This window comes from Streptomyces sp. NPDC003027 (assembly GCF_053591435.1).
In genome coordinates, this window is sequence record NZ_JBSFTU010000021.1 from 103,307 (window position 1) to 114,092 (window position 10,786).

At 68.4% G+C, this 10,786-nt stretch carries 13 protein-coding genes; 2 read left to right on the forward strand and 11 right to left on the reverse strand.

Annotation, left to right across the window (positions count from 1 at the left end):
- Positions 1-328 precede the first annotated feature (328 nt).
- From ACWDX6_RS17430 to ACWDX6_RS17480, 11 genes are all read right to left on the reverse strand, one after another.
- Positions 329-835, reverse strand: a complete 507-nt coding sequence (locus ACWDX6_RS17430; RefSeq protein ID WP_451485769.1) for a hypothetical protein — start codon at positions 833-835, stop codon at positions 329-331.
- Positions 836-1,973: 1,138 nt separating this feature from the next.
- Positions 1,974-3,110, reverse strand: a complete 1,137-nt coding sequence (locus tag ACWDX6_RS17435; protein WP_451485770.1) for a tyrosine-type recombinase/integrase — start codon at positions 3,108-3,110, stop codon at positions 1,974-1,976.
- Complete coding sequence (locus tag ACWDX6_RS17440; RefSeq protein ID WP_451485771.1) at positions 3,110-3,313, reverse strand: helix-turn-helix domain-containing protein; 204 nt, start codon at positions 3,311-3,313, stop codon at positions 3,110-3,112. The genes ACWDX6_RS17435 and ACWDX6_RS17440 overlap by 1 nt, the downstream gene beginning before the upstream one ends.
- A 2-nt stretch (positions 3,314-3,315) precedes the next feature.
- Positions 3,316-4,719 (reverse strand): replication initiator protein RepSA, encoded by a 1,404-nt coding sequence (repSA, locus tag ACWDX6_RS17445; protein WP_451485772.1) that lies wholly within the window; start codon positions 4,717-4,719, stop codon positions 3,316-3,318.
- A gap of 5 nt (positions 4,720-4,724) precedes the next feature.
- On the reverse strand, positions 4,725-4,907 hold the full coding sequence (locus ACWDX6_RS17450; RefSeq protein ID WP_451485773.1) for a hypothetical protein: 183 nt from the start codon (positions 4,905-4,907) through the stop codon (positions 4,725-4,727).
- Between the two features lie 93 nt (positions 4,908-5,000).
- Entirely contained in the window at positions 5,001-5,549 is a 549-nt protein-coding gene (locus ACWDX6_RS17455) for a GGDEF domain-containing protein (protein WP_451485774.1), read from the reverse strand.
- A 4-nt stretch (positions 5,550-5,553) separates the two neighbouring features.
- A complete protein-coding gene (locus ACWDX6_RS17460) occupies positions 5,554-5,853 on the reverse strand; it encodes a hypothetical protein (protein WP_451485775.1) in 300 nt (99 codons plus the stop codon).
- A gap of 14 nt (positions 5,854-5,867) precedes the next feature.
- Complete coding sequence (locus ACWDX6_RS17465; RefSeq protein ID WP_451485776.1) at positions 5,868-6,053, reverse strand: mobile element transfer protein; 186 nt, start codon at positions 6,051-6,053, stop codon at positions 5,868-5,870.
- 19 nt (positions 6,054-6,072) lie between these two features.
- Entirely contained in the window at positions 6,073-6,750 is a 678-nt protein-coding gene (locus ACWDX6_RS17470) for a DUF2637 domain-containing protein (protein ID WP_451485777.1), read from the reverse strand.
- A 76-nt stretch (positions 6,751-6,826) separates the two neighbouring features.
- A complete protein-coding gene (locus ACWDX6_RS17475) occupies positions 6,827-8,173 on the reverse strand; it encodes an FtsK/SpoIIIE domain-containing protein (protein ID WP_451485778.1) in 1,347 nt (448 codons plus the stop codon).
- A 2-nt stretch (positions 8,174-8,175) separates the two neighbouring features.
- Complete coding sequence (locus tag ACWDX6_RS17480) at positions 8,176-8,508, reverse strand: SCO3933 family regulatory protein (protein WP_451485779.1); 333 nt, start codon at positions 8,506-8,508, stop codon at positions 8,176-8,178.
- A 151-nt stretch (positions 8,509-8,659) separates the two neighbouring features.
- On the opposite strand from ACWDX6_RS17480, the gene ACWDX6_RS17485 reads away from it, so the two are divergent.
- Both ACWDX6_RS17485 and ACWDX6_RS17490 read left to right on the forward strand, forming a co-directional pair.
- Positions 8,660-9,526, forward strand: a complete 867-nt coding sequence (locus tag ACWDX6_RS17485; protein WP_393492689.1) for a GntR family transcriptional regulator — start codon at positions 8,660-8,662, stop codon at positions 9,524-9,526.
- Entirely contained in the window at positions 9,513-10,205 is a 693-nt protein-coding gene (locus tag ACWDX6_RS17490) for an HAD family hydrolase (protein WP_451485780.1), read from the forward strand. The genes ACWDX6_RS17485 and ACWDX6_RS17490 overlap by 14 nt, the downstream gene beginning before the upstream one ends.
- Positions 10,206-10,786: the final 581 nt, after the last annotated feature.

Genomic DNA, 10,786 nt, shown 5'->3' on the forward strand with positions numbered 1-10,786 from the left:
GGTAGAACTTTCTCTACCTCATCAAGGCCCGCGCACGGCGCGGGCGCGCGCCGCCTCTGCGGCGCGGCCTGCCTCCTGTCTGCGCCCCGGCTGGCCGCGCCCGGCGGCGCGCTCGGCGGCTGCGGGCATGAAGTGGGGAGGAACCCTCTGTGGCTGGGGCGGTCGGCTCCACGACTTTAGCCAGCCACTTTGGCGCGAGCCTCGAAGATCATGGCCCCAACGTCGTGCTTTAGCGGGCAGGTCCACAGACTGCCCGACGCGCCGGAAGCTTACGGGGCCATGATCACTCGCGCCAAAGCAGCTCCCGGCCAAAGTCGCTACGCCGACCTCAGCTAGGAGGGTGCTGGAGGATCAACCGGGCCCCGTTCGCGAATTCGTCCGTCGCCCGAGCCGCCTCAGCCATCAGCGGATTAAGGTCGGACGCTGCTCGTAGCTCACTCGGGGTATCAACCTCCAAGAGCCGCTCTCCGGCCTCAGTCACCTTGACTGAGGCTTCATGCGCCAGTTCATGCACCCAATCCGGGCCTGCCAACCCCACCTGTGCACTCAAGGTCAACAGGTCGTGGAGCTGGCGTTTCAACTGATCACTAAGCGCCTCGCGACCTTCGGTCCCGAAGGCTGCCACAAGGCGCCTGAAGGAGTCGATCACCTCATACGCCCCAGTGACGAAGCCTTCGTAGGCCTCGCGCTGCATCTGGCGACTCCAATGCTGGTGCTCAATGACTGCTTGAGCGCGCACCTGCTGGCGAGCGCCCCACACGGCAGCGGCTCCACCGATAGCGGCACCGATGAGCCCGAAGCCTCCAGCCACGAACGCCGCCAGCCCTTGATCCACAGCTATGCTCTCCCTCCCTGCCGTACGGCTAGCGAGCGCCAATAAGTCCACATTCTACGAAATGGGCGCATTGTCAAGCTGCGAGGCCCGGGGGCGGGCGCACATGCCCTTTGCGTGCCCGATCGAGGAGGAGGCATCGGGGAACCACGGGGAGCGCTGGGAAGTATCCCGAGAGTACGCAGGTCAGCGTCTTGCCAGCTCAGCCGCGATCCACATACGCGATCTTCCAAACTGACGCTCCTGAGAAGTCCGGCTGGACTCGACCATTGAGACTCCACCGACCTCCTACGTACGGCAAGATGCCGTCGTGTGAACGGAGCATGGGGTTACCTGCTGGGAGCTGCTGTCACTGCGTTCAGCTTGCTCTTCAATCAATGGCGCGCGGACCAGAGAGACAAGGCTCGCATGCGACACGAAAGTGAACAGGCAGACGCCCAGCGGCGCCACGAGATAGCCGAGGAACGCGAGCGATGGACCCGCGAAGACAACCGGCGCTGGGTGGAAGAGAGGCGTCAAGCTTCATTGGATCTCCTCAGCAAGCTAGATCCTTGGATCGTGCACCTACGCCGCTGGGGACATCCATGGCCGCAATCAACACCCGAAGATTTGGAAAGAGAGAGGCGCGAACTACGCCAATTCGACTGGCAAGTAGTCCACGAACAAGTTGGTGACGCTTGGGCAGTCCTTGAGCTTGTCGGGTCGGATGAAGTTCGACAGGCATACAAGGCTCTCGTGGCGCAGATGTTCGCGACGCAGGCGACCACGTACGGCCCCATCAACCAGGATGCCTTGGACCGGATGGTGGCAACCGTGAACCAACGACATGATGAGCTCCTGGCTCGCATTAGGTCCGACCTTGGCGTCTCCCTCCCCCTCACTAGCGATACCTGACGGAAACGCTAGGTGCGCTCGCGGCTATGACATCCACATTTGACATCAACAACGTTGGACAGCCGTAGCCCAGAGCACCCGTGGGCGGATCCGTCACCCAAGCATGGGGACGCCGCAGACGGTACCGAAGCGAACTCCTAAAGCGGGTGTCGCAGGTTCGAATCCTGCCGGGGGCACAGCACTAAGGGCCAGTTCAGAGGGGCGATTCCCTCGAACTGGCCCTTTGCCATGATCACGGCCGTGCCACCTACGTGCCAGAAGGCCTGTCCTTACGGGCTTGGCGGATCATCTCTCCGAGCTTCCCCGCGATGTCCTGATCACGGTCGCTCGTCATGTGCTGGTAGATCAGCGCGGCCCGCGTCGTGCTGTGGCCCATCCGCGTCATGAGCTCACGCGTGCTGGCCCCGGCACTGGAGGCAAGGGTGTTCCCGGTGTGGCGCAGGTCGTGGAAGTGCACACCGTCATGGACGCCTGCTTTGTCGCGGGCCGAGGTCCAGTCGTCCCGGAAGTTGCTGCGCCGAAGCAGGCCGCCGCGGGGGCCTTGGAAGAGGTGGCCGTCCTGGCCGGCACCGGCGAAGTGCTCCAGGTGGTGAGCGAGCTCGGGGACGAGTTCGGCGGGGAAGGCGACCGGTCGGACGCCGGCGGCGGACTTCGGTGCCTTGTCGGCCAGCTTGCCGTTCTGCAGCTCGGACTGGGCACGGCGGACGAGGACGACGCAGCGGGTCAGGTCGAGGTCACGGCGACGGAGCGAGGCCAGTTCACCGAAGCGGAGCGTGGTGAAGGCGGCGAGCAGGATGAGCACCCGGTAGTGCGGCTGGATGGCGTCGGCCACCGCGTACACCTCGGCAACGGTGAGGACGGGCCGCTCCGGGACGTCGTAGCGGTCGGCGCCCTTGATGCGGCACGGGTTGCGGCGGATCAGTTCGTCGTCCACCGCAGTGTTCAGGATCGCTCGGAGAAGCTGGTACGCCTTGACGACGGTCGGCTCGCCTACGCCGTTTTCCAGCAGGGCGGTGCGCCAGGCTCGGACGCGGGGTGTGGTGATCGCGGCCAATGTCCCGGCGCCGAAGGTCGGCTTGATGTGCAGCCGGATCACGCTCTCGTTCCGTTCCCGGGTGCGGTCCTCAAGCTTGCGGTGCTTCAGCCAGTCGTCGGCGTACGGCCCGAAGGCGACCTTGCCCGCGTCGGGCGCCTGGTAGCTGCCTCGGACGATCTCCGCCTCGATGGTGGTCAGCCAGACGTCGGCGTCTGTCTTGGTGTCGAAGGTGTGCGGTGCGGACTTCACCTCGCCCGACAGCGGATCGCGGTAGCGAGCCTGCCAGCGGCCGGACGCAAGCTGGCGCACACTGCCGAAGCGGCGACGCCTTCCCTTGCGGTTCGCCATCAGGCCACCGCCCCGAACCGACGCTCGACGGGCTGCACGGTGTGGGTCTCGATGTACGCCTCGACGGCGGGCTCCGGGATGCGGACATGACGGCCGACCTTGACGAACGTGATCCGCCGTTCCTCGATCAGGCGCCGGGGGAACCGGACCGAAGTGCCGAGCAGTTCGGCGACCTGGTCGACGGTGAGCAGACGTGCGGACATGGTCACCACTCCCCTTCGGTGGAGGATTCGAGCTCGGATCGGATCTCGCGGGCGAGTTCGCGGTTGTGCTGGAGGTCCCGGCGGACGTTGGCGGCGAGCCAGGATTCACCGGGTGTGGCCCCGTGACCGGCGTAGGTCCAGTGGGCGACGACGAGGACGGTTGCCTCGGGGTGTTCGTCGGGGTCGGGCAGGCCGAGTGCGTTGCGTTGCTGGGCGGCGCGGTAGTCGGCGCGGACCTGGCGTAAGGCGCCGAGGGTGGTGGAGTAGCGGCGGGACTTGGTGGAGAAGTGGCCGCGGAAGCCGAGCATGTGAGCCCATGCGCGCAGGCGCCGGTCGGGGTAGGCCGGATCGAGGTCCATGCAGGCCTCCATGAGGCGCCGAGGGTGATCGGGCACGTCCAGGAGGATGAGCGCTTCCTTGTTGCCCACCCGGTGGTCCACGCTGCCGGTGGTCTCGGCGGCCTTGGTGGCGTACTTGGCGACGTAGGCGGCGACCGCCTGCTCCGTCAGCTCCTCGCCGTTCCCGAACGCGCCGATGGGCTGGACGTCGATCTGCTCGCCCCACGTGAGAGTCACGTCCTGGTCGACGCCGTGCGCGGGCGCGGCTGGAACGACCACGTGAACGCGGGCGGCGGCGGCGCGGATGGCGTCGGTCAGCAGGTCGAGAGCGGCCCAGGCGGGCGGTGGGGTGTCGGGTCCTTCGGGGCCGTCGAAGCGGATGACGGCGTGGAAGTGGACGGCGCCGCGCTTCTGGTACTCGGCGACCTTGCCGAAGGAGACGCGGGACTGCTCGCGGGCGGCTTTCTGGGTGAGGCCGGCGCGGGCGGCGATCTCGCGGCGGAGGTAGATCGTGAAGTAGCGCCACAGCTCGGAGGCGTGGTTGTTCCACAGGACCGCACCGGCGTAGTCGTAGGTGTCCGGGTCGAGGGGGGTGCCGAGTTCGGGCGCGTCCTCCTGGTGCTGTTTCCCGCAGCGGCAGGGCCGGGTGCCGGGCCGATTGTGAACGGGGCCGAACGAGGGTGCGGTTAGGGTGGCGAAGACGCGGGGGTGGTCACGGATTGTCTCCGGGGTGCCCTTGTCGGGAGCGCCGACGAGTCCGGCGCGGATCAGGTGGTAGGTGTCGCCCGCGTAGGTCCAGGCGCAGGCGGGGCAGCGGGAGGCCCGCCGGTTGCCGCAGGCGACCCGCAGGACGCCGCCGGGCTCGTTGTCGGTGGTGTAGGCGTGAAGCACGGTCTTGGTGACCGGATCGAGCAGCTTGCTGCCCCCAGAGAGACGGATAGGTGCGGCGCATCCTCCGGTGCGGCGGATCTGGTCGGTGAGGCGGTCGAAGCCGGGGGACCCGGCCACCCGGAGCAGATCGCTCAAGGTGTCCGGGTCCAGGCCCGCCGCGGTGGCGGTGTCAGTCAAGGCGGTCACTTCCCGGCGCGGACGAGAGCGGCCGGGGCGGTGCGGGTGCCGGTTCCCTTGCAGGCCGGGCACGTCGCGGGAAGGGTGCGGCGGCTCCCGTTCTGGGTGCTGGCCCCGGTAGTGATGTGGACGACAGGGAAGCCGTCGCAGTGGGAGCAGACGGGCGTGGTCTGGGGCTGGGGCATCATGGGCTTTCCCTTTCGGGTCCGTTGGATCTGAAGTGGGGATTCAGGCGCCCGGGGCGGCGGAAGTTTGGCGACCGAGGCCGCTCCGGGGGCCGCTCAGTGTGTGTTGCGCCTGCCGTGGCCCTTGGCCAGGTACATCGAGGCGTCGGCGGCCGAGAGGGCGTCGGTGAGGACCGGGACCGGCAGGTGTTCGCGGTGGCAGTGACCGACCGAGGCTGAGACCCGCAAGGTGTGCCCGCGGTACGGGACCGGCCGATCGAGGGCGGCGCGGAGGGCCGAGAGGCCGGAGGTGTGGCCGGGGTGGGTGACGATGGCGGCGAACTCGTCTCCGCCGAGGCGGGCGGCGATCCCGTGGCGCCCGCACCAGTCGGTGAGCCGGTCGGCGGTCGCGGTGAGCACTTGGTCTCCGGCGGCGTGGCCGTGGGTGTCGTTGATGGCCTTGAAGTCGTCCAGGTCGACCAGGACCACGAGCGCGTTCGCGTGCCGGGTCATGAGGTGTTCGGCGCGGGCGGTCCATCCGGCGCGGGTATGCAGGCCGGTCAGCGGGTCTCGGCGAGCGGTGGCCAGGCGGCGGGCAAGCATGCTGCCGTGGAGTGCCCAGCCCAGGGCCGGTAACCCGGCGGCGGCAATTGTGTACGTGTCCATGCGGTCACCGGCCCCTCTGCATGTCCTGGATGATCAGTCGCAGCACGACCGCGACGAGGGCGACGGAGACGCCGGTGATGGCGACGGCCAGGAGCAGCGAGACCAGGACGGTGCCGATGACCAGGACCACGGCGCCACCGCCGGCGGCGAGGGCGACCGCGCTGCCCGGGGTGAGCTGGACCGTCGTACGGGCCGGGGCAACCGGAGCCGGGACCGGGGTGAGCGGCACAGGGGCGGCGGTGTGCTCGGCCACCGGCTGGACCGGGATGTAGGTGTCGGGGGCGGGGTACTTCGGGGTGAACATGGGTGGGTCTCCTCTCAGGCCTTGCAGCGATGGGTGCGGGCGGCGAGTTCGGCGGCTGGGCGGGTGAAGTAGTCGGCGGAGAAGTCGCAGCCGGGGGCAGTGCACACGGCGGTGTGCTTGGTACGGCCCCGGCCGTCGTGATGGGTGCCGACGCGCACCGGGCCGAAGCGGACGACGTTGTAGAAGCGGTTCGGGCGCACGGGTTTTCTCCTTTTCGGCTCAGGCGAGTTGGAGGGCGATCGAGTCCGCGAGCGCGGGCGGGACGCCGAGGCGGCTGCGCAGGGTGGCGGTGTCGATCGGAGCGCCGGTCTCGGCGTGGTGGGCGTCCGCGATCTTCCGGGCGTGGTCGAGCAGCGCGGGCGGCACCGGTACGGCGGGAGCCAAGGGAGCAGGCTCGGGCGGAACTTCCTGTGGTGCGGGAGCGGCCGGTGGGAGTTCAGGTGCCGGTTCGGAGGCGCGCTCCACGGTCAGGTCCGGCACCGGTTCGGCGGTGGGCTCCTCTACGGGCGGCGAGGCCGGTTCGAGCTTCGGCGATGGGGCGGGTGCGTGGGCGAGGAGTGTGCCGCCGAGGAACGCGAGGGCGGGCCATCCGGCGACGAGGATGCGAAGCCAGGCCGGGACGTTGTTCATGTCGAGCATTCCGGCGGTGGCGACGTTCGCGCCGAGTGACGCGGTCAGGGCGATGGCGAACCAGAGCCAGGCATCGCGGTTGCCCCCATCCGTGCGCATCCGGCGCCAGGCGGCGACCAACAGCAGGTCGACGCTGACCGGGTAGGCCCATGCCTTCCAGCCGTCCTGTCCAGCGGCGGCCGCCAGGTCGTGCAGGTGGGCGAAGGACAGGGCGCCGGCGATGACGGCCTGGATGAGTACGGCGTCGAAGCGGAGGGTTCGGAACACGGTTCACCTCCTTTCGGGCATGGGTCGGGTAAGGACCTGGCGTGAGACGGTCACGCCGACCGAGGGGAAGCAGCTGTCAGTCCGTCGCCGGGACCGGCTTCACCAGCGGGACGGGCTCAGCGGACTCGACCGGAGCGGCGACCGTCGGCCGATACGCCGCGAGGGCGGGAAGGTCCGGGGTCAGATGCGCGTAGCCGGCACAAATCTCAGCGGCCTTGGCCGCACTCAACTCGGGGGTGCGAATCCGGGACCAGCCCCCGGAGGAGTCACCAGCCACCGCGACACCGGGCCGGTCGGGCGGGATCGTCGTCACGGCCACGACCGCGTCGGGGGCGATGTCGCCCAAGCCCATATCGGCGGTCTGCTTGTCGTTGACGCGGTGAACGACACGGCCGGTGAGCTGAGCGCGCAGGGTGGTGGCGCCCTTGCCGAGGTCGGACCCGAACCGCTGGCCGCAGACCTCCAGGAAGATGCCCGCCGCGCGGGCCATCTGCCCAAGGCGGATCATCTGCATGACCATCCGGTCCCGGCGTTCCTCGTCCTTCTTCCCCGCCACGAGGAACAGCTCCGCGACCTCGTCCACCAGGACCACGACCGGCACCGGACGCACCTTCTCCGGCAGCGCCCACACATCAGCGGCACCTTGCTCGCTCAGCAGGTCGAAGCGCGCTTCCATCTCGTCCACGAGCGCGTCCAGAAGCCCGGACGCTTCCTCGGGCGTGATCGCGAGAGCCGAGAGACGGGGCGAGTATCCCCGCTGCTCGACGCCCCGCTTGCAGTCGATCCCCACCAGGGCGACATCCAGCCGTGCGAGCCCGGCGACGAGGTTGCGCTGGTACATCGACTTGCCCGACTGGTTGGCTCCGAGCGTCAGTGCGTGCGGCACCTTCAGGTAGTCCCGGACGAACGCGGTGCCGTCCTCCCTCAGCGCGACCGGAACCGTCATCGGCCCGGAGCGCTCCCGGCGCGGCATCTTCACCCGCCGCAGTACGTCATAGCCGGTCATCCGCAGCTCCACGAACCCCGGCTTCGTCTCGATCACGTTGACCGAGTGGACGCCCCAGGCGTGCCGTAGTCGCTCGGAGGCGGCCATCACGTCGGCGGGCTCAAGACCGGCCGGAAGGCGAAGCGTCACCCGCATCCCGGTCGAGGTCCCCCGCACCCGACGGATCTTCGGCGGCACGGGCTGCACGTCGCTGCGGCGGGCCACGCTGCGGACGAGGAAGGCGCGGAAGCGGGAGGGCTGAACGGTCAGCCCGCACACGTCCATCGTCGAGCGGTACGTCATGGCCAACCGCACCTGGGTGACCGGCAGCCCGACCAGCGACCAGAACACACGCGGCGCCCGCACCTTCGCGTACCCGAGACCACCGGCCGCGGTGAGCGGGAGGCCGACCTCCCATAACGTCGACAGGTCCGTCATGATCAGGCCCCGATCGGCGTGACCGCGACGGCCCGGAACGAGATCCCGTGCCGGGTCTGGCCGTTAAACGTGTTCTCCCAGTCCCGGGCCTTGAGGCCGATCACCGACACGGGCATGCCCGGCGCCAGATTGTCGGGGAGGCCGGTCTCCGGAACGGTCACCTGGTAGAGGTTGCCCTCCCCCTCGTCCGAGATCAGCAGACCCACGGTCGAGAGGCCGGCGCCGGTCTCCCGGTCCATGGCGCGCTCACCGGTCTGCTTGCTCACCAGCTTCGGGACGGGGGCAGTGGCCACGAACACCACGGCGGTCGAGGTGTCCACCTTGAACGAAGGCATGGCTTCTCCTTGGAGATGGCAGGAAGGGGCTAGATGACCAACTTGGCTATCCTGGTTGGCCACATCTCGAAGGTAAGAGACATGGCTAGCCATGTCAACAACATGACTGGCATGGCTGTCCTGCCCCAGGGCTGTCGCCTACCATCGACCCATGACCTTCGTCCCCGAGCCGCTAGACCCCGACGACGACCGAGCCCCCTACGAGCAGGTGGCCAGCAGCCTCAGTGCTGCCATCCGAACGAGGCGGCTCAGCCCTGGTGAGAAGCTCCCGTCCCACGCAAAACTGACGGAGCTTTACGGGTTCGCCCGGGCGACGATTCAGCGCGCACTGCGCGACCTCGAAGACGAGGGACTCGTGGTCTCCCGCAAGGGCAGCGGCGTCTACGTCCGCAACCGGACCGAGAGGCCAGCGGGGCTGCGGCCGTACGTCGAGCAGGCTTTCTCCAAGGATCAGGTGACCATCGACTTCGCCGGATTCTCCAGCGAGACCCTGCACGGGGCGCTTCAAGAACCGCTCGACAAGATCCGGGTCGGCAGGCTCACCCCGTCGAGCATCACCATGCGGATACTCGTCCCGGACATGTCCGTGCCGCAGGCCGCACCCGTCCGCATGGAGGATGGAGCCGACGACAAGCGGCTCCGCGACCGCATGCACGACATCATGGTCAGCTACACCCGCAGCATCCGTGACGCCATCGCCGAGTTGGAACACCTCGGGCTGGTGGCCGAGACCAGGATCGACGTCCGCGTTCACAGCGGTACGCAGTTCTTCAAGCTGTACGTGATCAATAACGAGGACGCGTTCTTCGGGTACTACCCGATCCGCCCCAACAAGGTCGTCGCCCAGGGCGAGACCATCGAGATCTACGACCTGGTAGGCAAGGACACCACGCTCTTCCACCACTCGATCAACGACGGCGAGTCCTCCAGCGGAGCCCAGCAGGTGCAGCAGGCCCGCATGTGGTTCGACAGCGTCTGGGAGACCATCGGAAGGGACTTCGACCTTGACGCACGATGACCAGCTCCTGACGGTCCTGGCGAACGCGCGAGTCATCTTCTTCGACTTCGACGGACCGGTATGCGACGTGTTCGCCGGACTGCCCGCCCATGAGGTCGCCAAGCAACTCACGACGCTGCTCTCATCCCATGACCCAGCCGCGGGCGCGAGGGCTGCCGAGACCGACGACCCGATCGAGGTCCTGCGCATCGCTCACGAGGCGAACGCCGAGCTGGGCCAAGAGGTCGAGCGAGCACTGACGGCAGCCGAGGTCGAAGCGGTCACAGTGGCCGGCCCCCCGACGCCGGGGGCAGTTGCAGCCCTGCAAGCCGCGCACGCTTCAGGAAGGGCGGTCGCGGTGGTAAGCAACAACTCTGCCGAGTGCGTTCAACGTTTCGTGGAGTTGCACGGATTGGGGGATCACGTCGCGAAGATCGTCGGTCGCCCCACGGGACAGCCCCACCTGATGAAGCCGAACCCGTTCCCCCTCATCACGGCGGCCGAGCGGATGCACATGGACGTCACGAACTGCACCCTGATCGGCGACTCGCTCACGGACATCCAGGCCGCCCACGCCGCCGGGACAACGGTCATCGGCTACGCCAACAAGCCCCACAAGGCCGACTTCTTCGCCGAAGCGCAAGCCAACGCGATCACCGACGACATGCAGGCCATCGCCGACGCACTCACCACGGCGTAGCCGAGGATCAACGAGGGAGCTGTTACAGGTTTCTCTACCTCATCAAGCACCCGGCTGCGCTCCGCTCCGCCGGGCGGGCTTCCCGGCTCCGCTCCGCGCGACGCTCCTGCCTTCGGCCCGCTCCGCGCGCGCTGCGCCGACGCCCGCCCCTGCCGAGTGGGATAGGCCCAAAGGCATGAGTCGAGCCCCAACGGCCGCGGTTCCGACTGTCACCACATGCCTCCGGCGGGGGCGCTCCGGCTCCGGGATGGTGGGGGCGCCGTACGCGGGTGCCGGCCGGTGGGGTGCTGAGGCGGGGAACTCCCATCCCGTCTGCCATCGGCCCAGGACAAGCCGAGCAGACACGGCACCGGGCGTCCAGGTCGTTCGTACAGTGGCGCGCTCCACCTGGACGCCCGGCACCGCGCCCGCTCCACATACGTGTGGGCCGACGGCAGACGGGATGGGAGTTGAGGAAGCCGTAGTTGCGAAAGGTTGCCACGCCGTTAAGGGTTGTCCCGTAAATGATCTCCGGATCGCCCTGGGCAGGGCTTGCCGCCGTACGAGCCGCTGATCTATCCAGCGAGGGCGAGGTTGTGCAT

Excerpts from the sequence above, each read along its gene's own strand:
- ACWDX6_RS17435 (WP_451485770.1), bottom strand. The coding sequence starts at position 3,110 with ATGGCGAACCGCAAGGGAAGGCGTCGCCGCTTCGGCAGTGTGCGCCAG.
- ACWDX6_RS17440 (WP_451485771.1), bottom strand. The coding sequence starts at position 3,313 with ATGTCCGCACGTCTGCTCACCGTCGACCAGGTCGCCGAACTGCTCGGC.
- ACWDX6_RS17450 (WP_451485773.1), bottom strand. The coding sequence starts at position 4,907 with ATGATGCCCCAGCCCCAGACCACGCCCGTCTGCTCCCACTGCGACGGC.
- ACWDX6_RS17455 (WP_451485774.1), bottom strand. The coding sequence starts at position 5,549 with ATGGACACGTACACAATTGCCGCCGCCGGGTTACCGGCCCTGGGCTGG.
- ACWDX6_RS17460 (WP_451485775.1), bottom strand. The coding sequence starts at position 5,853 with ATGTTCACCCCGAAGTACCCCGCCCCCGACACCTACATCCCGGTCCAG.
- ACWDX6_RS17475 (WP_451485778.1), bottom strand. The coding sequence starts at position 8,173 with ATGACGGACCTGTCGACGTTATGGGAGGTCGGCCTCCCGCTCACCGCG.
- ACWDX6_RS17480 (WP_451485779.1), bottom strand. The coding sequence starts at position 8,508 with ATGCCTTCGTTCAAGGTGGACACCTCGACCGCCGTGGTGTTCGTGGCC.
- ACWDX6_RS17485 (WP_393492689.1), top strand. The coding sequence starts at position 8,660 with ATGACCTTCGTCCCCGAGCCGCTAGACCCCGACGACGACCGAGCCCCC.